At 40.8% G+C, this 23063-nt stretch carries 22 protein-coding genes; 5 read left to right on the top strand and 17 right to left on the bottom strand.

Features of this window, described 5'->3' with window-relative positions; all coding sequences use genetic code 11:
* Nucleotides 1–5 precede the first annotated feature (5 nt).
* From SCALIN_RS15670 to SCALIN_RS15610, 13 genes are all read right to left on the bottom strand, one after another.
* Entirely contained in the window at nt 6–2738 is a 2733-nt protein-coding gene (locus SCALIN_RS15670) for an NAD(P)/FAD-dependent oxidoreductase (RefSeq protein WP_096895395.1), read from the bottom strand.
* A gap of 30 nt (nt 2739–2768) precedes the next feature.
* Nucleotides 2769–4136, bottom strand: a complete 1368-nt coding sequence (locus SCALIN_RS15665; protein WP_096895394.1) for an NAD(P)/FAD-dependent oxidoreductase — start codon at nt 4134–4136, stop codon at nt 2769–2771.
* A 241-nt stretch (nt 4137–4377) separates the two neighbouring features.
* Nucleotides 4378–6201, bottom strand: coding sequence for a multiheme c-type cytochrome (locus SCALIN_RS15660; RefSeq protein ID WP_230406634.1), 1824 nt, complete (start codon nt 6199–6201; stop codon nt 4378–4380).
* Between the two features lie 130 nt (nt 6202–6331).
* Nucleotides 6332–7438: a multiheme c-type cytochrome gene (locus SCALIN_RS15655; RefSeq protein WP_096895393.1), complete on the bottom strand. Its 1107-nt coding sequence runs from the start codon at nt 7436–7438 to the stop codon at nt 6332–6334.
* A 58-nt stretch (nt 7439–7496) separates the two neighbouring features.
* On the bottom strand, nt 7497–8219 hold the full coding sequence (locus SCALIN_RS15650) for a cytochrome b family protein (RefSeq protein WP_096895392.1): 723 nt from the start codon (nt 8217–8219) through the stop codon (nt 7497–7499).
* A 20-nt stretch (nt 8220–8239) separates the two neighbouring features.
* A complete protein-coding gene (locus SCALIN_RS15645) occupies nt 8240–9010 on the bottom strand; it encodes a cytochrome b N-terminal domain-containing protein (RefSeq protein ID WP_096895391.1) in 771 nt (256 codons plus the stop codon).
* Between the two features lie 58 nt (nt 9011–9068).
* Nucleotides 9069–10835 (bottom strand): FAD-dependent oxidoreductase, encoded by a 1767-nt coding sequence (locus SCALIN_RS15640; RefSeq protein ID WP_096895390.1) that lies wholly within the window; start codon nt 10833–10835, stop codon nt 9069–9071.
* A gap of 46 nt (nt 10836–10881) precedes the next feature.
* Entirely contained in the window at nt 10882–11394 is a 513-nt protein-coding gene (locus SCALIN_RS15635) for a QcrA and Rieske domain-containing protein (protein ID WP_096895389.1), read from the bottom strand.
* Between the two features lie 408 nt (nt 11395–11802).
* The gene (locus tag SCALIN_RS15630; protein ID WP_096895388.1) at nt 11803–12042 is read right to left on the bottom strand and encodes a sulfurtransferase TusA family protein; all 240 of its coding nucleotides are present in this window, start codon (nt 12040–12042) and stop codon (nt 11803–11805) included.
* Nucleotides 12039–12710 carry a M67 family metallopeptidase gene (locus tag SCALIN_RS15625; RefSeq protein ID WP_096895387.1) on the bottom strand — a complete coding sequence of 224 codons (672 nt, stop codon included), beginning with the start codon at nt 12708–12710 and terminating at the stop codon, nt 12039–12041. The genes SCALIN_RS15630 and SCALIN_RS15625 overlap by 4 nt, the downstream gene beginning before the upstream one ends.
* A 33-nt stretch (nt 12711–12743) precedes the next feature.
* Complete coding sequence (locus SCALIN_RS15620; protein WP_096895386.1) at nt 12744–13160, bottom strand: DsrE/DsrF/DrsH-like family protein; 417 nt, start codon at nt 13158–13160, stop codon at nt 12744–12746.
* Complete coding sequence (locus SCALIN_RS15615; protein WP_096895385.1) at nt 13161–14051, bottom strand: 4Fe-4S dicluster domain-containing protein; 891 nt, start codon at nt 14049–14051, stop codon at nt 13161–13163.
* A gap of 268 nt (nt 14052–14319) precedes the next feature.
* A complete protein-coding gene (locus tag SCALIN_RS15610) occupies nt 14320–14943 on the bottom strand; it encodes a precorrin-2 dehydrogenase/sirohydrochlorin ferrochelatase family protein (protein WP_096895384.1) in 624 nt (207 codons plus the stop codon).
* A gap of 191 nt (nt 14944–15134) precedes the next feature.
* On the opposite strand from SCALIN_RS15610, the gene SCALIN_RS15605 reads away from it, so the two are divergent.
* The 4 genes from SCALIN_RS15605 to SCALIN_RS15585 all read left to right on the top strand — a co-directional run bounded on the left by SCALIN_RS15605 (nt 15135) and on the right by SCALIN_RS15585 (nt 18169).
* A complete protein-coding gene (locus SCALIN_RS15605) occupies nt 15135–15968 on the top strand; it encodes an aldo/keto reductase family protein (RefSeq protein WP_096895383.1) in 834 nt (277 codons plus the stop codon).
* Nucleotides 15969–16016: 48 nt separating this feature from the next.
* Nucleotides 16017–16655 (top strand): pentapeptide repeat-containing protein, encoded by a 639-nt coding sequence (locus SCALIN_RS15600; RefSeq protein WP_162532357.1) that lies wholly within the window; start codon nt 16017–16019, stop codon nt 16653–16655.
* Nucleotides 16656–16876: 221 nt separating this feature from the next.
* On the top strand, nt 16877–17443 hold the full coding sequence (locus SCALIN_RS15590) for an MBL fold metallo-hydrolase (RefSeq protein ID WP_096895380.1): 567 nt from the start codon (nt 16877–16879) through the stop codon (nt 17441–17443).
* A 147-nt stretch (nt 17444–17590) separates the two neighbouring features.
* Complete coding sequence (locus tag SCALIN_RS15585) at nt 17591–18169, top strand: M23 family metallopeptidase (RefSeq protein WP_096895379.1); 579 nt, start codon at nt 17591–17593, stop codon at nt 18167–18169.
* A 142-nt stretch (nt 18170–18311) separates the two neighbouring features.
* On the opposite strand, the gene SCALIN_RS15580 is transcribed toward SCALIN_RS15585, so the two are convergent.
* Nucleotides 18312–19067, bottom strand: coding sequence for a hypothetical protein (locus tag SCALIN_RS15580; protein WP_133111955.1), 756 nt, complete (start codon nt 19065–19067; stop codon nt 18312–18314).
* Nucleotides 19068–19217: 150 nt separating this feature from the next.
* Here SCALIN_RS15580 and SCALIN_RS15575 point away from each other — a divergent pair, with 150 nt between their 5' ends.
* Complete coding sequence (locus tag SCALIN_RS15575; protein WP_162532356.1) at nt 19218–19988, top strand: EI24 domain-containing protein; 771 nt, start codon at nt 19218–19220, stop codon at nt 19986–19988.
* Between the two features lie 54 nt (nt 19989–20042).
* Here SCALIN_RS15575 and SCALIN_RS15570 read toward each other — a convergent pair whose 3' ends face one another.
* The 3 genes from SCALIN_RS15570 to SCALIN_RS15560 are packed head-to-tail and all read right to left on the bottom strand — an operon-like array spanning nt 20043 to nt 23057.
* Entirely contained in the window at nt 20043–20981 is a 939-nt protein-coding gene (locus SCALIN_RS15570; protein ID WP_096895376.1) for a tetratricopeptide repeat protein, read from the bottom strand.
* Nucleotides 20982–21033: 52 nt separating this feature from the next.
* Nucleotides 21034–22548: an ExeA family protein gene (locus SCALIN_RS15565; protein ID WP_096895375.1), complete on the bottom strand. Its 1515-nt coding sequence runs from the start codon at nt 22546–22548 to the stop codon at nt 21034–21036.
* A gap of 26 nt (nt 22549–22574) precedes the next feature.
* Nucleotides 22575–23057, bottom strand: a complete 483-nt coding sequence (locus SCALIN_RS15560) for a helix-turn-helix domain-containing protein (protein WP_096895374.1) — start codon at nt 23055–23057, stop codon at nt 22575–22577.
* Between the last annotated feature and the right edge of the window lie 6 nt (nt 23058–23063).

The raw sequence follows: 23063 nt of genomic DNA, 5'->3' as shown, positions 1-23063 counted from the left end.
TACCATCATGTTCGTTTATTAGTTAAAACCTTACTTATAGGTTTTATAACCCATGACATAAAAGAGAGCCTTCCCAGAAGCCATGCTACAAGAATTCTCACAACTTTCCATGATAATTGCAAGCTAATAGTTTCAAATATTATATCTTTAAACATTTTACTCCCCGCAACGGAATTGAAAAAGGCCGTCCTGAATTTCTTATCTTCCTTTGCCAATCGAATCATTGGGCTAAAAAGCCCGTAATGTGCGCTGAAACCCGCGAGCATTCTAATGACTTTTCCATAAGGAAGATCGTGGGTTATATCAGAAAAACTATTGTAATAATCCTTAAAAGCTTCTTTTGATATACCCACGTCCATCATCACCTCTGCCGCCCTTATCCCAGTCAGACAAGCAGTATTCACACCTTTCCCCTTAAATGCTCGAATAATACCTGCCGCATCTCCAACAGTAACATATCTATCTCCAAAGAGATTTTTTGCAGGGGATGTTGGAAACTGCCATCGACTATAAAACAATTCGTGTCTCTGCATGGCAAAATTAGAGGGTAAAACCCTGGTAACCTGAGGCATCAAAAGAAAATTATCCATCATACGCCAGTTGACTTTTGAACCGGCAATATTAATATCAAGATGGTCAATCTTGGGAGTTATGGCGCCAAACTCTATACCTCTCAGCAAGGGAATAAAAGCGTGTATACAGTTTCCAAACTTCTCCATCTCTTCTTTTTCAGGAAAAAATTTGGTTAAAATAGTGCTCATATAACGACCTGTTCGATAATGTGTAGCCGTTTCAAAAACCTTACACGCCCCTTCATCCAAACCAAACGCCCCAACAACTACATCTGCCCGTCTATTGTCCCTTTCACTGTAGACCATTGTCCCACTAGGCTCAACGTCAATATTTGTCACTCTACCATGAATTATTTTTACCCCAGCATCTTTCGCGCAGTGTAAAAGGTAATTATCAAATAATATTCTATGTACCGCACATGACATTTCACCATCGCTTTCTAACTTTATATCTTCGTCATCAGAATGCAGATAATATGCGGGAATCTTTTCCAATACAAGTTCGTGTGGAAATGGAATTCCTAATTTACTCTGTAATATTTCTTCTATGGGTGGAGACAGCACTCCTACACATGGATTAAACTGTTCATCCTTCTCAAAATCCTTACCTTCATACAACACTATATTTAAATTAATGTTGCGTCTCTTTGCCAATTTGCTAAGCGTAATTGCACAACTCGTCCCACCGGGACCTCCACCAATGACAACCACTGTCTGACCATCTTCAAGCGGGCCAAGTCCCTTATTTGCAAGGATATTTAATCTCTTTTCATGTCTTAACTTCCCGCCGCTGAAAAGAGACTCAAACGCCTGTTTATTCCAGACTATCACAGTCACAGGGAGTAATCTGAGCTGTAACATTGGATCGAACACCTTGATAAACAACTTCTTAAATGGAATGCTCCCCGTAAACATATTCCACAAAAACTGCATCTGTATTTTGGAAACAGGCAATTTTTTGTCTGACTTAAGGAATGAAAAATAACCGGCAGAAATACGTTTTCTAGAAGTGATATAATCATTAAGACCAAAAACCCACCTTCCATACAAACTGTCAGATCCAAAAACCTTTATTACAGGTTTATAATAACCTTTTCTGAAAGCGCCCTCAGAGACACCGGATTCAAACACACTTTTTGCCGCTATCCTGGAGCTAATAAAAGCAGACTCAATACCATGCTTATAATATCTTGAAATACCCGCACTGCCAATAGCAACAAATCTATCGGAAAATGGATGCCTGGCTTGTGTAATATTTATCTTGGGAAAACAGATACAATAGTTTTTTGGCATCTTCCAGCCTTCTTCCGGGAAGGTACGGCGGACAACTGGGTGATTAAGAAATTCTATCAAATGCTCTTTATTCAAATCAGTTTTACCAACGAGCGTAACAGTTATATAGTCTCCTCTTGGTGTAAAAGAGGCATACGTAATTGGTTTTATACCTAATGAAAATATACGGATTCTACTATCAATGTTTTTGCTATCATTTCTATTCCCAACATAAATCTCGGCCTGGCAAGCTCTAACAGTTTTAGGCGGAATATAGCCAATCCCCAGTCCTTTCACTTTTTCCAGCATACCGGTATTCAATCCGAACGCACCCACTACAAGATCAGCATTCATTATTCTCCAGGAACTTTTCTTCCCAAAATATACTTTTACCTGTTCTTTCTTATCTGATGGAAATATTATATTGCTTACAATATCAGAACTAACGTTAGCTCCCATACTTTCTGCTCGCCGCAAAAGAAAGTTGTCAAAACTCTTACTTTCAGATAGTTGTGAAAACATGGGGCCATCGCCTCTGAAAACCGTTAATATTTTTTTTTCGACGGATGGCGCTGGATTCTGAACTTCTACACATCCATCATGAGTATGGAAATAGTAACCTTTGACCACCTTCTGCACACATCTGTCCGGCGGAAGTAAATCATTTTTTTTCAGTTCTCCATAAAGTTTTTCCGATAAAACTCCCGGACACATATTGCACCCACGTGGCCCTTTTTGAGAAAAGTTCTTTCCTTCGAAAATAGTAATGTCCACAGCTATGCCTTTTTGCTTAGCAATTTTTAACGCAAAATATGCAAAAAAACTTCCTGCTGGCCCACCACCAACTACAACAATCTTTGAGCCATCTTTTATGAAATAGTCATTATCATTCATATAACAATCAATCCCTTATTTATCGCTGCTTTAAACATTTCTCTTTTTTCTTTTCCAGCAGAGAGGATTTAACGGCAACGTTTTTGATATTAGACGTAAGCTCATTGCTTTAAAAAATATTTCTTTATAAGGCACATTTCCTGTAAGCATATTCCAGAGTATTTCATTAATTTGACTTGCTGTTTTTTTATCATTGTCGCATTTTACTAACTGTACTTGTCTGTTTGCGAGTCGCCTGTTCGAAGAAATATAATCATTAATTTTGAGCATCAATATTCCATAAAAATTGTCTCTGGCCAGAAGTTTTTTAGCCGGTTTAAAATAACCATTCATGAAAGACTTTGCCGACACTCCATTCTTAAATGCTGTATGAGCAGACATTTTCGCCATATTAAACGCGGATTCTATTCCACTTTTATAGGTTCTTGAAATACTTGCATCACCTAGAACGACTATCCTGTCTGCAAAAGGGTGCTTTGCATAAGTGACGGGAATCTTAGAAATACACATACAAAAATTATTAGGAATTCTCCATTTTGCAGGCATCAAATTTCTTACTGTCGGGTGGTCAAGAAAGTCAATCAGGTTGTTTCTTGTTAAATCTTTTCTGCCTACCAGATTAACCGTAACATAATCTGCTTTTGGTGTGATAGAAGCAAATTTTAGTTCCCTTTTACCTAAAGCAAAAACAAAAACATTGTTGCCAAACGTTTTTTCTATATGCTCACGACTTAGCATTATTTCACATTGACACGTTCGAACAGTCTTTGGTGGTTTGTATCCAAAACCCATATTACTAACCTTTTCCATCATTCCGGTGTTTACGCCAAAAGCTCCTACTACAAGATCAGCAGCAAATTCTTTTTTAGAGTGTCGCTCACCACATATTATTTTTACCGGCTCTCCTTTCCTGGACGGCAACCTGAAATCCTTAACCATATCAGAAATTATCTCTACTCCCTGCTCCTTTACATGATTTAACAGATAGTCATCAAAGCTGATATTGCCTTCGTGTACTGACTGCAGCGGCCCATTGCCTCGAAACACGGTAACAATCTTAGAAGAGTGACCAGGAACAGGATGGTGAAGCGCGACACTCTCATCCTGTGTTTGAAAACAATAACCTTCTATTTTTCTTTGTACGCATAAATCGGTAATATGTATGTTCTCTTTTTCCAGGTTATTAAAGAGATTCTCAGAAATAACCCCAGCACACATATTACAGCCACGTGGACCTCTCTGGCAGAAACTTTTTCTATCAAAAATTTTTATAGATACATTAAGGCCAGCATCTTTTGCATACCGAGATGCAAAATGCGCAAAGAAACTCCCCCCAGGTCCGCCACCTATTATCGCAATTATAGAACCATTCTTAAGTAACAAATCACTATCATTCATCTACCGACCGTTTCTAAATAACCTATAAAACCTCTCATTTGGATTCTATTAGCATTTATTCTATAAATCAAGGTTAATAAAGCTATTGTCTAAACGCTTATACTTAAATAATTTTATATGTGTTTAGTAATAAATACTATTTTAATAATCTTAATTTACTGCAAAAAAAAAGGCGCTCGATATCGAGCGCCTCTTTTTTTATACTAAACAACAAGTAATACTGCATATTTACTCTATGTTCTTAATCTTTTTTTCTCATTCTAACGGCAACAACCATCCCTACGAGTAAAAGTCCGGCAAAAACAATAATACCGCCAATCAATCCTGCAGATCTTTTCCTTTCTTTTTTACCTAGCAAATTGTCAGTTTCCATAGCACGATAAAGCTTCTGTGCCTCACTTTCCATTTCATTTACTCTCTGGAAAACTTTTGATGCACCGTACCACCAGGATATATCCTGTTGAACGTGAGCGGTACCTTTATAAGCGTGAGCCTTATCCCCAAACCAAAGATTGGTATAGATATTCTCAATGTGAGAAGGATTATTTCTTCCCGCCATAAAGACAGTGTATACTCCAAGTATTGGACCATATACCGGCACCTTGCCTCCAGTGGTTTTAAATGCGTTATAAATACCTTCTCCCAGCAATCCAGGGCCCAGTGCATCCGCAAGGACTTCGCCCATCGGGAATGGGTCTCGTTCTGATACCGGAGGGTCAAATGCATTGGCCGCGGCCAAACCATCCATAATCAGATGTGCCCTGTCCTGCATTTTCCACATCTCAAACATCATATCATCCAGATTCTCAAGATAGAGTCTACCCCATCGTGGACTATGACAATTTGAACACATCTCTATCCATTGTTCTCTCTTTTTTCTATTTGCTTCTGAATATATATCAAGCTTGTGATCAAGAGGCGGCAGCTTTACCCCATAAGGATATGCCTTCAGAGAAGATTCAAATTCTACACTTTTCGGCGGAACAGTACCCATTCGCCATATACCCTTTGCAGCAAGTGTATGGGTAAATTTCCCTTCTGACTGATACATATGGCAGTATTGACAGGTAGGTGCTCTATAGTCCTTACCTGGTATAATTTCACCAAGCGGTTTGCCCCAGTCCCACTCCTCGCCTTCCATATGATAAATCATTCCCATCTTCGATTCACCATAAGACTCAGCATCCGGATGGTCAAAGCCCATATGACAGCTCATGCATGCTTCAGGCCTTCTACCCTCCTCCGCAGTAAACTTATGTCTTGTGTGGCAAATATCGCACTTCTCTGTTGTTCCGTGGCAGTAGTCACAACCAAACATAGATGTCAGATAACCCTGCCTGGCTAATTCCGGATACCACGGTGGTACAACATTAGCGGTAAAAGTATCAACATGGTTAGGACGTCCGTACTCCATTTCATCTAAATATTCATTCACCTGTTTAGGATGACAATTACCACAGATATCCGGTGTAGGCATATGAAGCTCGTTATGGTCTTTACCGTGACACTCGCTGCAATCAACTTTATCCAGATCTCTCTCAATAAGCTCTTCAATCTGCCTTGTTCTTATAGCAAAATAATCGCTCTTTTTCGGATCAGCATGTGTTGATGCCCTCCAGTCATGAACGATACCAGGTGTGACCTTTTCATGACACTCAATACACTGGTCAGCCTTGTACTTTTCAAGAAGTTGATCATAATAAGTTCCTTCCGGCTTTACATAATGCCTTGAAGGGAACCAGTACATATGTAATGGCTTAGGCTTATAGAAATCCTGCCATGGCCCAGCACCTTTTTCCAATCCTACGTTATCGCTATACAGCGCCCTGGCCGCAGCAGATGGGTAGACTGTACTATAAAAGTTTTTAGCCCTTTCATGCTGCTTCTTAGTGATAGGCTCTAAACCAGGACCTCCAACACCATCTGCAGAGGCTCCTTTGCCAGCTTCAGCACCCACATAGTCTAATTCGCCCATATAATCCGGTTCAGTTGACGCATTTGCAAAGTGCAATGTGCAACAAACTGAAAAGAAAACCACAACCGCACACGTTTTCAGAAGATCCATTATGAAAATCCTCCCTTTCTTTTATCAAAAATTACAACGAAACATAAAACATCCATAAATATATATCAGAACAAAAAATTTAATCTCTTAAGGCTGCTTACTGTTATTTTTACAATAAACTCTTATGACTTTACCTGACGAACTTTATATTATGCTTAGGAAGCTTTGAACCACTGTCCTCGACAGCAACACTTTTCTTTTTCTCTGAGACTTCACTCATGATACGTTTATACTTCGGATTAAACCACTCGTAAGGATCATGTTCCTTACTATCTCTGAAGAATTTAACCCTCATCTCATGCCTTCTACTTCTATGGCAGCCTTCTGTACCGCCACATTTGTTATAGGCAGGAGTGATTTTAGCTATTTTCTGACCCTCAGTTGCCTTGCCTCTATCCATAAAAAACGCATATACCTCACCGGGACCATGACATGCTTCACAGGTTATACCCTCCTCCTCATATGTTCCCGTCTCTTTGTTGTAGCCTGTAGTATGACATTCATAACATTTCTTCCTATACTCCTCATCTCCTTTGATGTAATCAGGAGCTTCTTTGATTACATTAAAGCTTTCGAATTTTACCCTCTTCCATCTTTCCACATGCGGAGCGGTAAGCCCTGTGTGACACCGCATGCATTTCCCGCTACCCATATAAATCGCTTTTTCGCCTGTGATTGTACGATCTTTAAAACTACTCCATTCCGTATCATCTTCAAGGGAAAGGGTAGCAAATTCATTCCACATATCGAAAAGCACTTCTGCATGTTCCACTCTTTGACGCATCGCCCTCTTATGTTTGAAAATACCATGATGCGCATGTTCTTCTTCAAGCGAACGACCATTTCCCCCATGACATACAGTACAACCATAAATATCAAATGGAAAATCCTTAACTACCGTTTCATGAGATGCTGTCAATTTAGATTCATCAATATGGCAGGTCATACATCTATCCGTTTTTTGTCCGTTAGTTTGTTGAGCCCAACCATAATCACCTTTAAGAAGTATCTGTTTAACTTGATATTTAGGCTTTCGCAGCTTAGCGAGCTTTTCTTCTAATTCCGCAATTTCTTCTTCTTTCTTTGCATTTTGCAGCTTTTTCTCTACTTCATTTCGCTTCTGCTCATAGTACTCTACCTGATATTGCTTCCACTCTGGTTCTCGCAATTTCTGTATCCACAAAAAAGAGCTAACCAGCAGCAATATACTGGACAACAAAAATAATTTCTTTTTCATTTGTTTACTTCTCTCGAAAAAATAGAAAAAAATAAATCAATCATCGTCTTCGGAATCCCTAAATGTTAAACCAGGGTGTTTGTAATATATACTTAATATTAAACATAAGCCTCAAGGCAATCTTTACAATTACTCCCATCATAAGCAAAAACAGACTCATAGTAATGTTGTACCTGATAAAACCGAGCTGTTTTGCAAACTTCCAGAAGGCAACTGCCGGAATCAGCATTCCGAATCCGAAATATACTAAAAGAGCAAAAACACCCAACCAGTTAGGCAGATTTATTAACGGTGGAGGAGTTGGAAAATCAAAACTCCAAGTTTCCCAGGGCCAGAAGAACGACCAGAACGGCCCCCTCATGTATGTACCAACTATTATAAGCACATACCAGAAAATAAACCCGAACATAAAAACAGTTACTGCAAATTTTCTATCCCTGAAGCAGTATCCGCCATTCCCTTTTGGATTTACGTCTACATATGGAATTACCATCAACCCAACAATTATAATGCTGGGGACCACAACTCCCGCAATCCAGGGATCAAAATAGACAAGTATTTCCTGTAAACCCAGAAAATACCAAGGCGCCTTTGCCGGATTCTCAGGTTCCCCGGGATTGGCGAGCTCCCTTAATGGAGCATCAACATAATAAGAATAAACAAGCAAGACAACAGTTACCAAAATTGCTGCTATAAATTCCTTTGCAACCAGATCCGGCCAAGAAAATACCTTCTCCGTTTTTTTATTGCTTGCAGCTTGTGCATCTGCATGATTTGACATAAATAAATTCTCCCAACTATTTATAGAGGCCCTGAAATACCACCGTCTTTTCTAACACGCCAAAAATGTAGGATCATCAACGCTCCCGCTATTATTGGTATTCCTATGCAATGCCACACGTATGCCCGCAGTAATGACGGAGCATCAATTTGCGTACCACCCAGGAGAGCAAAACGAACATCGTTATTAATCTTCACACCTAATAGATCAGCAAAAGGACCCTGATAACCCATAACCGGGGTTGCAGCGCCCATATTTGTTCCAACCATTATTGCCCAGTATCCAAGCTGATCCCATGGCAACAGGTATCCGGTAAAACTAAGCAGAAAGGTCAAAACCAATAACAGTACACCTAATACCCAGTTAAATTGTCGCGGGGCCTTATAAGAACCTGTAAGAAACACCCTCAACATATGAAAGCAAACTGTTATGACCATAGCATGTCCTGCCCATCGATGTGATGTTCTCAAGAGCCTCCCCAGAGGGACAACATACATCAGATCAATCATATCTGCATATGCCCGATTAACATCCGGAACATAATAAAACATTAACAGGACACCCGTCACTGTTAAATAAAGGAAAATAAAGAATGTCAGCCCGCCAAGACACCATGTATACCGAATCTTAACAGCGTGCTTTGGAACCTTTACAGGATGCAAATGCAACCATACATTACTTATAGTCTGAAGCGCCCTGTTCCTGGGGGTATCCTTATAACCATGGCGAAATACAGATTTCCATACCTCAGTTTCTGTAAGCTTCCTGATCAAAAATAAGATTAAATTCATTTAAGCGTCCCCTTCTAAATATCACTTATAAACAAACCCACATCACTATCCTAACGCCCTAATCACTACTCACTACTTGTGCTTTATGCGATTTATTAATTTCTTCATTAGGCTCCCAGAATACACGCTTCATATTAATTGCATCCACCGGACAATCTTTGCAATTTCCACATCTGATACACATATCTGTATGCCTTATCACAACCCCGTCTTTACTAACATGTGGCTTATGATCACCTCCCGTATCTGCATCAACCTGTTCCAGTGCATCAACAGGACAAACACTACTGCACCTGCCACAAAGTATGCAATCATCAGCCACAACGTTGATACTCAGATCACACTTCAAGCACCGATCAGCCTCTAACCTGGCTTGCGATTCCATGAAGCCAAGCTCAACCAGGTCAAATGAACCTCTTCTGGACTTAGGTATGGTCGCCATTTCTTCGCGAGGCGTACTATCAAAATTACTTTCCCTCTCCTGGATATAATCTCCTTCTATAAGAGTAACCCAGGCTTTATCTTTGGTCTCCTCAAAGCCCTCTCCTCTTATGTAACAATCGATTGATTTAGACGCCAGATGCCCCTGAGCAATACATTCGATAATAGTACTTGGCCCCATAGCTACATCACCACCCGCAAATACACCTTCTATACCGGTCTTCAGACCATCATCCACTACAAGGGTTCCCCATTTGGTCGCCTCTAACCCACTGTCATCACCTAGAAATTCGAGATCTGCCTCTTGACTAAGCGCCGTTATTATACAATCTGTATCAATTACAAATTCTGAATCAGGAATAGGTTGAGGCCTTCGCCTCCCACTACTGTCAGGCTCTCCCAATTCCATTTTTACACATTCAAGCCCCTTAGCCTTTCCATTTTCAACAAGAACTTTCACAGGAGCCACCAGATAATGAAAGCTGATGCCTTCAAGCTCCGCTTCTTCAATCTCATGTTTAAGAGCCGGCATCTCATTTCTAGTCCTTCTGTAAACGATGTGAACATCAGGCGTTATCCTTTTAGCCGTTCTCGCAGCATCCACCGCTGAGTTACCACCCCCAATCACTGCTACTGTTTTACCCGGGCTTTTCAAATCACCAGCACTCACATCCTTTAGAAAATCAAGACAATCCATGACCCCCTCTGTACCCTCTTCTCCGGAAACCTCAAGCTTCCGCCCTCTCTGTGCACCAACAGCTATAAAAACAGCTTTATATCCACCTTCCAGAAGACCTGATATCGTCATATCGGGACTTGCAAAATGCGTATTTAACTTAATCTCAACTCCCCTGGCCTCTATATTGCTCACATCAAACATTATCTGCTCACGCGGAAGCCTGTAAGATGGTATTGCCCACATCATCATCCCCCCAACCCTGGACTCTTTTTCAAAAACAGTCACCTGATAACCCATCCCGGCAAGGTCATTTGCTGCTGTTAATCCGGCAGGACCCGCACCGATAACAGCAATTTTTTCAGCTCTCTTTTCTATCCTGGGGGCAGGAACTTTAATCCTGTTTTTATATATATAATCCGTAACAAACCTTTTCAGGTTATCTATTGATACCGGTTTGTCAAAATCACCACGTTTACACTTAGACTCACAGGGGCGCGGACAAACATATCCACAAACGGTGGGAAAGGGGTTAGTTTCCAGCATTAATTTGTAGGAGTCCTCGTACTTACCCTGACTTATCAGGCGTATGTAACCAGGAATATCCATATGTGCCGGACAGCGATGTTGACAACGTATATTTTCTTTTAACCAATCTAATTCAAGGGAAACTCGTGTCCCCTGCCCAGAATCTTCTGTCTGACTCATCTACATGCCTTTCGCAAAAATTTACATTAGCACGAACTTTAGACAATTAAACAACCAACTCAGTATTTATAGGTACTATTTTCTCTGTATTTACAACCAACTTGCCTTCATCAGAAAGGCTAACCTCATAATGGAATAACGGCCTGGGTGCCGGTCCGGCAAAATTTACTCCGTTTTTATAGTATTTACTTCCGTGACACGGACATTCGAATATATTCTTATCCTTTGTCCAATGCACCGCACAACCAAGGTGCTGACATATTACCGATATCGCCTTAAAACTGTTGCCTTCTCGAATGATAAAAACCTTCCTTGCCTTCAGCGTTGTTACCGTACCTGGTGCATAGTCCATCGGTAACCCGACAGAAAAGACAGGAGAAGGCTCAAAAAGAACCGTGGGAAAGAAAAACCCACCGATGTTTTTTGGCCCAAACAATTTCAAAGTGTAAACAAGCCCGGTTACCAGAAACGCTGCCCAGCCTGCCAAGGTAAAAAAATCTCTCTTGGACGTATACAAATTACCACGGGAAGCTTCTTTTTCTTTTACATCACTAGCCATGTTTCAGACCCCCATTATTGATGATACAATTCAACTACTTTAATTTTCCTCAGATTCACATGACAATAACAACTAGTCAGTAATTCAGGGAACTATAAAATATAAGTACAATCTTTCAGAAAAAACCAACCGACTTTCAAACGCGAACATACTAACAATAATTCGTCATAAACGCAACATTTAATTTTAAACAAAAGGTCTTAAAAGCTCAACGAATCTCAACTTTCAGGCAGATTATTTTATGTTACAGACAAAGAGACAAAGCACCCAACTCTTTTTTTTAAAGATACATATAATGATCGTAAATTCTCTGGTGACAAACAAACCATGTTTAATTAACTTATAAAAAAAAGATGAATTAATAAGCGCAACTGATTTTCACCTGTCGACAAAATCAGCATAAAAAAATTAAGTGCTTTTTTCTACAAATATCTTGTATCCGTCATCGACCTTCTCAACCTTCACAACCTTGTGTCCCTCCTCTTTTACACTTCGCGGGACGTTTCTCATCGGCTCTCCATCATCCAGGGCTATTTCCAGAATTTGTCCACCTTCCATCATCTCCAGCTTTAATTTTGTCTTAACAAAATTAATCGGGCAAAGAACCCCTCTTAAATCAATTTTTTCATCTGCATCGGTTTCACTCATTTTTCTTTTTTACCTATCATTTTTCTAAAAAAACCTTTTAAAAATTTTTCCATCAAAAGCGCATAGCCTTCTTTACCTGCAAAAAACACACCTATCCCGGTCAAACACCAGTTAAACAGATAGCCTATAGTTGCGGCGCCTACCATTGATTTCTTTGATAAAGGAAAAAGCGGAATGAGGAACAAACTGAAATAAACGACAAAGCTGAATGCGATAAACGACATGCCTATGATAAAGTCGCGCCTGTTTATCTTCACCTCTACCTCTTCAATATCCTGCTTTACGGAATCAAAGCGCCAACACCTCAATTCGTCATCCACACCGTCCTTAACGGATATGATAATATATGAATACTCAGTCCATACACACGCACATTCTTTATCAAACGCAGAAGGCTCAGCCGGGTGATCAGGATGCGAATGATAGATACCCGTTATATTCCATCCTTTTTTTGTAGCTTCCCGATCTATTCTATCAAACTCTATAGGGTCTATTTCATACCGATCAGCGGCCCTTACCTTATTCTTATTTTCAACCGGATAAACCTCATGTACTGTTTTCTCGGAATCTCTAATTGTACCAACAAGCAAACCGCAACATTCATGAGGGTAGGCAGTTTTTGCCTCTTTTAGCATCCTGTTGACTAAATGCTGATTAATATGAATCACAATTACCTTTAAAATATCAGCCTACTGACAACGTTAAATAAACAACTGAGTTTCAGCGCCTTCAGTCATTTTCAGCATCGTCGGTAATCCTAAAATATCATCGACCTTGCTTTTTACCAGCTCTTCGTCCAATCCCATTAATTTTACTGCACCGCTGCATGCATAAATTTCCAGATTCCCCATCTGGCCAACTTCACTCAATAACCCTTTCAGCATATCTGACTGTCCCTGCGGTACAGACGCTAACAGATGCCTGTCTTCATCACTCATCCCTTCAGGAAAATCGATAACATCTATCTTATCTGTCGCAAATTTCTTTAAAGCCCAGAAGAATAAAAAGATGTAAACTTTACTCCCCATAGAAGCGGCAGTTATAGCGAGCATCACCGCCTGATATAGCTTTTCATAATTGCCAGTATGCAGAAATAGTATAAATTTTTTCTCTTTCATTTAGTTTTCGATAAAAGAATGCGCAACTTCTTCTTTGTATTTTTCTACCCCGACACGGTCAAAAGTTGTCCCGATCCTCTCCCCTCTTTTACCATTCGCGTTATACCACTCTACCGTCTTGCTGATAAAATCCAACACCTTTTCATCCGGCAGGAACAGCATAATATTATCTGCCTTTCTTGGATGCCTTCCATGTTTTCCTCCTGCGCGAACGGCCCATCCTTTTCGTTTTGGAGTCCACGCATCAGTAGGACACGCCTTTATGCAATCGCCACAAAATACACATTTTTCTCTATCAAAAACCGGCTTTCCATCTTCATCCGAAATTATCGCTCCTTCCAGACACGCCTTTTCACATAGAGTACAACCCGTACACGGATCATCCTCATAATTCGGATCTACAACGCCTTGAAACCCTAAATCCATTCCTCTTGTTCTGGCACAGTCGATCGGACATGCCGAAAATGAGATTTTGAATTTATGGGGGCAGTTTGTACCAAAAAGCTTTTCATCTACCTCAAGTGCCTTTTTCTGTGCATCCATAACACCGTTAGGGTTATATTCGTTGCCGCCACAAGCTGTCGGAACACGGATCCTGGGACCACAAGATGCTATTGGCTGGCCGAATGCGGCCAGCTCTTTTACCGCGGCATCAAAATCATCTATATGCACACCAATTATTTCAACCGACTGCCTGAAGCTAAGGTGACAGTAACCCATTTTGCTATATTTTTTAGCAACTGCCGCAATCTTGGCCATCTTATCGACATCCAGTCTTCCTCCCGGAACTCTTAAACGGACGGTAAACAGGTCTTTCTGGTTCTGCTTAATAAAGCCACCGGTTTTCAATTCATTTAAATCAACTCTTCCCGCACTCTTCTTCTCAGACATCAAATGCTCCTTAAGCCTTACAAATAGTATAGTTTATAAAAAAATCTTAATTTTTTGCGAGGTTTCATGTTATCACTGATAAAGAATTGTTTCAAGCAGAAAAATTCTCGTATACAGAGAAACGATTGTATCGTAAAAACCAGAAAGCGTGTTTTGTTATAGTGGGCGAAACAACCTCCCAGAACGAAACAAAAAAAGACGCTAACTAAACACGGCAAACCGTAGAACCTGATTCTAAAAATCCTTTTACAATAATCCAAGCTTTATTTTACCCAGAAATAATTCCTCTCATTTTTACCTCAACACTTTCAACTCCCTGATCTTTCACCATATCAAAAATATCTTTTTTAGCCAGACGCTGGAGTATTTTTCTGCGTTTTGCACCATCTTCTACAGTGGACATAGCTAAGCTTCGCATTTTAGTCAACAAATCCAGGTATTCCTCGTACTCTTTTCCAAAGACCGCCTCCAGTTCTTCTCTAATCCTCTTAGCAACAGCAGGGCTTGCACCTCCGGTTGAAATACTTATACAGAGATCTCCCCTTTCTATTGTTGAAGGAACAACAAAAGAGCAGCGTTCAGGATAATCAACCACATTTATCATTATGCCCCTCTTCTCTGCATCCAGCGTTACTTTTTTATTAACTGCCTCATTATCCGTTGCGGCAATAACCAGCAAAGCACCATCTATAATACCCTTTTCATACTCTTTCTTAATCAGAATAAGCCCTTCTTCGCCAGCCATTTCAGAACAGACTTCGGGACTGATCACTACAACGTCAGCACCAGACTCTTTTAATTTACACGCTTTACGGTACGCGACCTTCCCGCCACCGATAATTACGCATTTTTTACCTCTAACATCCAGATGTATTGGATAATATTTTGACATGCATAAAACCTTCTATTTTAAAATCCCTGCTTGAATTGTTCTGTATATTATATATAACTGTAGTATGACAGAATCGCAACCAAATAAAAAAAGAGATAAAGGTTGTCTAAAAAACAGCCCCGCATATTCTGGTTAAGAATTGTTCAACTCAGGCAATAATGTAATAATCAGAAAATTCGGAAGGAGAAAAGATGGCTACTGAAAACAGCAACAAATACCCTTCATTTATCTATGGTACCGCATGGAAAGAAGACGCCACAGCAGATCTTGTCGAAAGGGCGGTTACTGCAGGGTTTTCTGCCATTGATACCGCTAATCAACCCAGACATTATCAGGAACAACTTGTGGGTGATGCATTATTGAAATTAGCTGATAAAGGGATTAACCGTAAGGGTTTGTTTCTCCAGTCAAAATTTACCCCGGTTGGCGGACATGACCACAGAATCCCTTATGACCCTTCTGCAAACCTTACCATACAAGTGAAACAATCTATTGAAAGCACATTCAAAAACCTGCATACCGATTATCTGGATTCTTATCTCCTGCATGGCCCATACTCTCAAACAATCCTGGGAAATGAGGACTGGGAGGTTTGGAGTGCCATTGAAGATTTCTACAAAACCGGAAAAGTAAAATACATTGGTATCAGTAATGTAAATATTGTACAGTTGGAGCTCTTGACTGAAAAAGCGGAAGTCAAACCTATGGTAGTTCAGAACAGATGCTTTGCGAATCGGGGATGGGACTCGGAAGTCAGGGAATTTTGCAAAACAAACCGAATTCTGTATGAAGGCTTTTCGCTATTAACTGCAAACCCCTTTGTTCTTCGGAATCCTGAAGTTCAGTCAATTTCCAGAAAATTGGGGAAAACCCCGGAACAGGTAGTCTTCCGATTTTCCATACAGGCAGGAATAACGCCCCTTACAGGCACAAGCAGTGAGCAACACATGAAAGAAGACCTTCAGACAATGGACTTTGAACTCAAGGAAGAGGATGTAAAATTAATAGAAACTATTACCGGCTAGAAGAAGAAACATTTAAATTGAATGCATAAGCCGGAAACAGAAAAAAATATGCAGAAAAATTCAAAAAGAAAAGTACTCATCCACGAGACTCTTCCCGGCAGGGATTTGAAAAGGGAAGATATGTCCGGCAGGTGCCTGATCGACAGCACTGTTCAGTCAATTAAGCTACTGGATGGACGTAGCCGTTTTATCAGAGCCCGGAATACCCGCTTTCAGAATATAGCAATCGATCAAACCCTTTGTGATAGAGGCTATTACCAGGAGTGTAATTGGGGAAATTTACAGATCCAGGATTCCTTTATTACTGAGAACCATTTTTCAGGATGCAGGTTTGAGAAATCCGCAGGAAAATTAAGCACCTTCGGTTTATCTACATTCCACGACTGCAGGCTCAGAGAATCCAGTTTTAGTGAAATTTCCTTTAGCGGTACCTGGTGGCAAGCCTGCCGGTTTGAACAGGAAGACTACTTCTTTGTCCGCTTTCCATCTGCCGTTTTCATTGATACTCAGTTTACAAAGTGCCGTTTGCAAAAAGCTATTTTCAGGGCGGCAACTTTTATTCGCTGTACTTTTGAGGACTGCAACCTTGCCGACGCGGTATTTCATAAGGCCCGGTTTATTGAAACCCTGTGGATTAAAAGCGACATCCATCAGGCAGCCAATCTGGAAGAGGTCCGTTATGATTAAGTATATTTTTATTATAGTTACGTTGTACTGTCAGCTTTTTGCATGTATTCCATTTTTTACCCAAAAACTGTCAATCTCGTCCGCCTGCCGGGCGGACAGGTATTCTTTCAACTGGAACCCAGTGAAAAAAATATAATATTTTTGCAGGGAGGGCTTCCTACCCTCCACAATTGCGAGTAACTTAGAAACCTTTAACAAATATAAACAAAAAAACCAGCACAATGATGACCAACTTCATATTCAAAAGATTTACCGTGGGGAGTTACGGAATCAACGGCTTTCTCATAGCTGATCCTGAAACCAGAACCGGAGTATTTATTGATCCGGGCGGTTTCTGTACCGAAATCGATGATTTTATGCAGGATCAGAAAATACAGCTCAAATTTCTTTTTTTTACACACGGTCATTGGGATCATACCGAAGGGCTGCCGGATTTCAACAGCCGTTATAAAACCCAGAGCTATGCTGGCCATGGAGAAGTCCAGGGCGCAGAACACCAGTTACAGGGAGCCGAAATAATCAAAGTCGGCAACTTAAAATTCCAGGCTATCTCCATACAGGGTCATACCCCGCATGGAATTGCATTTTATGGACACGGATGCGTATTTACGGGAGACGCTCTCATGTGCGGTTCGATTGGTGGAACCGGTTCTACCAAAGCGGCAAAATGCCAGATCAAGCATGTCCGAGAACGTATCTTTACGCTGCCGGATGAGACTCTTGTATTTCCTGCCCACGGCCCTATGACTACGGTCGGGATCGAAAAAAACAGCAATCCCTTCTTTTAACAATCATTTTTATTTTCCGGTTAGTATAGGTGGATTTGTCGGAAATTGCACAATCTTATGGATGCGGCTACCAGTCCGAACATTCTGTTCGATAAAGATGGACAAAAGCCTTCCTGTTTATCAAAACTTCCTTTCTGATTAATTTCCATGAAATCTAAAGAAAATAAGATACCAGAATCAACATTCGCAACATCTTTTTTAAGACATAATAACGGTTTCCACATATACGAATTCAAGGAGTGGGTCTTTTATCCCGGAATGCTATTCCAGGATACCGAAGCATGGTGGAAGAATAATGGGCTTAGACCTGCACCTCATGAAGGAATAGACTTCTGCTATTACAGAGACAAGACAGGACAGGTCCGTCATGTTGGCAATGGGACAAAAATCCCGGTAATGTATACCGGAGATATAGTCTACATCCACGATGATTTTCTGGGAAAATCAATATATATAAAACATAGCTTTAAAGACAAAAGCGGAAAGACACTGCACACTGTTTACGGGCATACTAAACCAGGAAATAACCAGGATTTGGGAAAAAGAGTATATGAAGGAGATATCATTGCAGAGGTTGCGGCAACATCAGAAAATAGCAGGATCCATCCACACATCCACATCACAATGGCATGGATCCCGGAATCTTTACCCTGTAATCAACTCAATTGGGAATCAATAGGGAACTCCCGATATATAACTCTTTGTAATCCTCTGAAGTATATCTAATACCCGGTGGGAAGCTATCTTCAATGAACAACCACCCAGGTTGTTCGGGAAACAGGAGCCTGAAGATGGGAAGAAATCTGTTTACACCGTATCTGTTCGATAACCTTATGCACTTTTATCTATTACAGAACAATAGTCCGCCTTATCTTATATGAGGCGTAACGGTGATCAGGGTCTCTTTCATCTCACCCTCCTTACGGTAACCCAACAGAGCATTGGCTACATTTTCACCTGAAGAAGTATCACCGCCTATCACCACTACCTGACCAGGCCGTGCAGTTACTGTTGTTGTGAGTTCAGTCATTTCAAGGTCTCCGCCATCACTTAAAAACCTGGAGAAGACGGGAGTCAACTCCATTTCAATCAGACCGGAAGGAAGCTTTCTGGCAGTCACTTGCAGCGACCTGCCAGCCTTCCTGAATTCGTAATTTATACCACTATACCATCTGTTAAAGTAGTAAAACCGAGGCACAGTAATTTCCTTCCCGATGTTTATTGAACCGGTCGCACCATCGGCAAGTACCAGGAAAAGTTCGGAATCTTGAGAGGACTTAAGCTTCTGCTTTGCAATGTCAAGTTGAGCGCTAAAATCTTCTCCTGCTACACTTATCTGTAAGCCTGATTGAGCAAAGGCTTCAGAGCGGCTAGTTACAGTGACATCTCCATATACTCGCTGCATAAGTCCACCGACAGCAAAAGAATCTGTCACACTTGTGGTCAGAAGATTTACTGTTACCCTGATGTTCTCTCCGATAGAAGCGTCCTGTTCCGCCTTAGCGAGTATTTCTGCTATATCACGGGAGACCCGTTCATGGTGGCTTCCTGTTGAAGTCTGTGACGTTATACATCCCGCAAAGAGGAGACAGGAGCAGAGAATAGTGATTAATAATTTAGACATGGCATTATTATAACCGGAACAAATATGTCTGAGCAAGTTTAAACCTTTAAAGCAGCTGCCTCCACTTACCGATTGAAAACAAAACTGACCTGTCTCAGCATCTTATAATTGACACATAAACACTAATGCATATAATTGATGGGAAATAACATGAATACAATTCCACGTAAAATACATTTTCCCAGGACCCGCTCCCTGTGGTTCGGGCTTAGCCTTCCCTACCGGGCCCTCAAGCTGATATTCAGGAACAAATCGCTGCTGTTCTGGAGTGCTCTTCCGCTTGCATTGACATTTATACTTTTTATCTATGGAATAAGCCAACTGCAGGACTGGGCAATTTCGCTCCTGCAAGAGTATATTGCAAGGCTCGGCTTCGACCCCGCCAGTCTGATCGGCAGGTTTTTTTTGTTGTCCGGAAAAATGATATTATGGATGGTCGCGGCTTTAACATTTATTTTTACCAGTAGTATTGTGGCCTCTCCCTTTAACGATATATTAGCAGAAAGGTCCGAAAGGGTTACGGAAATCCCATTGCCGACGGTTACAAAAAAAACGCTGAAAACTCACGTTAAACTTATCGGAATAGACCTGTTTAAGACAGCAACTGCCTTCATTGCCGCGGTCTTTGCTATAATGTTCTGCTGGGTACCGATTGTAAATATATTTGCGTTTATACTCGCTTTTTTACTTGTCACTTTCCAATATATCAGTTACCCGCAAACCAGAAGGAGTATTGGCCTCCGGCAGGGCGCTAAATTTCTGTGGCGTCACATTTATGCCTGTACCGGGTTTGGAGCAATATTTACATTCCTTTTTGCAATTCCGTTTTTGTCTAGTTTTATACTACCGCTGGCAGTAGTTGGAGGTACGCTCCTGGCGGCAAGAGCGCCGGGATCATCGCAGCTATCACCGCTTAAATAAAGAGGCAGTAGAATGCAACGATAGTAATTACTCTCGGGCTGCCTTCCTTGATTTTTAATACTGAGTTAAGGATAATCCGTTATCCGGTATTATATCGTCTTTTAGCAGCTCCTTAAGGAGCTGCTTCCCCCTTCCGTTATTCGGGTTAATAGTTAAAACAAAATCAAGTCTCTGCCTGACTTCTTCTTTTTTAACCCCATTTAACTTTGAACGATATTGAAAATATTGTGTTTCCGCAAGTTCCATATGTGTTTCTTCCTGAAATGGATCAAGAGAAAGTAATCTTTTGTAAGCTTCTGCAGCTTCAGCGTAATTTTCAACACTCTTATAAACTGCGCCCAGACGGTCACAGGCATCTGTATTATCGGGTTCCAATGTCATCACCCTTTTAAGCAGTTTTATTGCCTGGCCATAATCACCTAGCTGTACATACAGGTTCCCCATATTCAAAAGAGCCTTTAAATGATCAGGATCTCTTTCAAGGACACCCTTGTACTCCTCCAGCGCTTCGTCAAACATATCATAACTGTCATATAGCACTGCAAGACAGAAGCGCGGTGAGATATTATCAGGGTCCTGTTTAATTGCTTTATTATATTGCTTGACAGCACCGTGATAATTCCCCTCCAGTTCCTGTACTTTCGCAATATTAAGCATGGTCTCAACATTTCCAGGGTCAAGACCGGATGCCTTCTTGTACGCCTGCCTTGCACAGCCGAACCGTTCCATTTTTTCGTACGAATATCCCAGATTATTGAATGCCTCAGGATTTTCAGGTTCGAGTTCCGCTACGTCCTGAAAGCATTTTGCAGCCTTCTCATAATCGTTTCCCGCAAGATAAATAAATCCCAAATTCACATAAGCATCAGTATGTTTGTCATCATATTTTATGCTTTTCTTATAGGCATCTATCGATTTTTCACGTCTCGAACCAACACGATCATACATACACCCTTTCATAAACCATCTTCGAGACAGGTTCTTTTTATTCATTAATCAACTCTTTAATAATTGGTAAAAAGCAAAAGTTCATTTATCTTTACGCTTATCTGCCAATCTTGCAGAGCACAAACTTTTTTATTTCATTCCAAATGGGAACTGGATCTGCGGAAGCAGCCTTGGTTAACTCCCTGTTGTTTGTTAACGCCTGGGCCGCTATCGTGCCGGCGAGTTTGTTACGCTGGTCCTGGTTGGAACCCCTTGCCTGCTCAATAAGGCTGGAGGACAGATCTATCTGAAACCTGTTGCCTCCAATATCTACCTCATCCCGCTCGTCTTCATCAGCAGCAACATCTTCAAAAAGTGCCTTTTCATCCCCAAAACCAACTTCTACGGGAAATGTTCTGGTTTGCTCTGTACTCTCACAAACAACATCCTCGGTTTGTACATCACCATTATGGATAGCAAACTCCTCTTTTGTTATTCCTTCTGCACAGACTGGCTCATCTTCTGTTATTCCTTCTGCACAGACTGACCCATCTTCTGTTATTCCTCCTGTACAGACCGGCTCATCTTTACTCTCTGAGTCTGTTTCGGAAGACAGCGCTATGGCATCTCCATCATCCTGTAAGCACAATACGGGTTCCAGAGGAGTCTCTTCTTCGGCAACTGCCTCAACTAATTTTTCACCCTGATCTTCCGGTTTAGTTTCTAAATTATCCCGGGGATCTTTAACAGGCCGTGGAGCTTTTTCATTCTCTAACCGTTTCCTTGGCTTTCTTTTTGGCGAGGCGGGACGAGTTATTTTACGGAAGCGGTCCCCGATCTGACGGATTATTTCACTGTTTATCTCAGCCAATTCATTGGTTTCTCCCGCTTTCAATGACAGCTTACATATTTTATTGATGAGACGAGGAACACCATGTTCCGAACATTCCCAGATTTCAGGAAAAGAGTCATCTGTAAAAATTTTCCCTGATCCACCTGTGCGCTGCAGACGGGTCTCGACATAGTTTCTTAACTGCTCCTCGTCAGGCATATTCTCTATCTGGCAATAAGTACCAATTCTTTGGAAAAAGTTTGCTTTCTTCGGATGTTCCAGCCGCTTTGCCAGCTCCATCTGGCCTACGAGTATCATAGTAAACAAATTTCTACTATCTTGCTGCATATTAGTTAAAAGCCTTAAATCCTCAAGTTTCTTTGGCGACATAACATTCGCTTCATCAATAAAAATGAGAATCTTTTTGCCCTCATCACTTGTATCAAACAGAAGCCTGTTAAATATCTCCAGTAAGTCGTCTTTTTTTCTCTCTTCACACGGCTTTCCTGTTATCTGGCCTATGATCTCCCTCAATATCTGAACAAAAGTAGTGCTGGGGTTGGTTATTAACGCAATTTTGTACTTTTCACTCTCAAGTGAATCGATAATAATACGTATGGACATTGTCTTACCTAATCCCACATCACCAACTATCACAGACAGGCAATCTTCTCCCTCTTCTATGGCAAACAGGGTCTCTGCTATCGCATTCTCCATAGAAGCATGGCATGCCGCATACATTGTCGGATCAGGAACATTATCAAAAGGTGATTTTTTTAAATTCCAATATTCATAATACATAAGATTTCCCTCATAAAAAAATGTTTTTACTTTTCAATATTTTCGGTTAGATAATTAAGGATGTCATGAAATGAAAAACGCCTGAGCCTGCCGAGTTTATAACTTTTAATTTTTTTCTCTCTTACGAGCTTCAATAAAAAACTGGCGCTCACATGCAGCATGCTGCATGCCTCTTTCGTCTTTAGAAGCTTCATGTTGTCGACTTCACCAAAATGAAAGTTAAGAAAGGTATGACCTCCTAATTTTTTCATGTTTAAAACAATATTTTTTGTCTCACCGTCTGTTACGGACTCGATATATTCGTTTGACTGTATTAACGCAGATTGCTCAGGTGTAAGGTCCAGTGAGAGCTTATCGCCTTCGCCATCGCCATCTGCCAGATTTTTAAACTCATAATCGGCACTACCATAATCCTCACGATTATTTACCGGCATGAAAGCCCTGCCATCCCTCAGTCCGTTAGACATACTACTACTACTTCTTCTTTTCACAATGCATATCTTTTCCATAAATCA

Source organism: Candidatus Scalindua japonica (assembly GCF_002443295.1).
Lineage (GTDB): Bacteria > Planctomycetota > Brocadiia > Brocadiales > Scalinduaceae > Scalindua > Scalindua japonica.
This window is presented reverse-complemented; position numbering and strand designations above follow the sequence as displayed.

Coding starts and splice junctions, on each gene's coding strand:
- SCALIN_RS15670 (WP_096895395.1), bottom strand. CDS start 2,738: ATGAATGATAATGACTATTTCATAAAAGATGGCTCAAAGATTGTTGTA.
- SCALIN_RS15665 (WP_096895394.1), bottom strand. CDS start 4,136: ATGAATGATAGTGATTTGTTACTTAAGAATGGTTCTATAATTGCGATA.
- SCALIN_RS15660 (WP_230406634.1), bottom strand. CDS start 6,201: ATGGATCTTCTGAAAACGTGTGCGGTTGTGGTTTTCTTTTCAGTTTGT.
- SCALIN_RS15655 (WP_096895393.1), bottom strand. CDS start 7,438: ATGAAAAAGAAATTATTTTTGTTGTCCAGTATATTGCTGCTGGTTAGC.
- SCALIN_RS15650 (WP_096895392.1), bottom strand. CDS start 8,219: ATGTCAAATCATGCAGATGCACAAGCTGCAAGCAATAAAAAAACGGAG.
- SCALIN_RS15645 (WP_096895391.1), bottom strand. CDS start 9,010: ATGAATTTAATCTTATTTTTGATCAGGAAGCTTACAGAAACTGAGGTA.
- SCALIN_RS15640 (WP_096895390.1), bottom strand. CDS start 10,835: ATGAGTCAGACAGAAGATTCTGGGCAGGGGACACGAGTTTCCCTTGAA.
- SCALIN_RS15635 (WP_096895389.1), bottom strand. CDS start 11,394: ATGGCTAGTGATGTAAAAGAAAAAGAAGCTTCCCGTGGTAATTTGTAT.
- SCALIN_RS15630 (WP_096895388.1), bottom strand. CDS start 12,042: ATGAGTGAAACCGATGCAGATGAAAAAATTGATTTAAGAGGGGTTCTT.
- SCALIN_RS15620 (WP_096895386.1), bottom strand. CDS start 13,160: ATGAAAGAGAAAAAATTTATACTATTTCTGCATACTGGCAATTATGAA.
- SCALIN_RS15615 (WP_096895385.1), bottom strand. CDS start 14,051: ATGTCTGAGAAGAAGAGTGCGGGAAGAGTTGATTTAAATGAATTGAAA.
- SCALIN_RS15610 (WP_096895384.1), bottom strand. CDS start 14,943: ATGTCAAAATATTATCCAATACATCTGGATGTTAGAGGTAAAAAATGC.
- SCALIN_RS15605 (WP_096895383.1), top strand. CDS start 15,135: ATGGCTACTGAAAACAGCAACAAATACCCTTCATTTATCTATGGTACC.
- SCALIN_RS15600 (WP_162532357.1), top strand. CDS start 16,017: ATGCAGAAAAATTCAAAAAGAAAAGTACTCATCCACGAGACTCTTCCC.
- SCALIN_RS15590 (WP_096895380.1), top strand. CDS start 16,877: ATGATGACCAACTTCATATTCAAAAGATTTACCGTGGGGAGTTACGGA.
- SCALIN_RS15585 (WP_096895379.1), top strand. CDS start 17,591: ATGAAATCTAAAGAAAATAAGATACCAGAATCAACATTCGCAACATCT.
- SCALIN_RS15580 (WP_133111955.1), bottom strand. CDS start 19,067: ATGTCTAAATTATTAATCACTATTCTCTGCTCCTGTCTCCTCTTTGCG.
- SCALIN_RS15575 (WP_162532356.1), top strand. CDS start 19,218: ATGAATACAATTCCACGTAAAATACATTTTCCCAGGACCCGCTCCCTG.
- SCALIN_RS15570 (WP_096895376.1), bottom strand. CDS start 20,981: ATGAATAAAAAGAACCTGTCTCGAAGATGGTTTATGAAAGGGTGTATG.
- SCALIN_RS15565 (WP_096895375.1), bottom strand. CDS start 22,548: ATGTATTATGAATATTGGAATTTAAAAAAATCACCTTTTGATAATGTT.
- SCALIN_RS15560 (WP_096895374.1), bottom strand. CDS start 23,057: ATGGAAAAGATATGCATTGTGAAAAGAAGAAGTAGTAGTAGTATGTCT.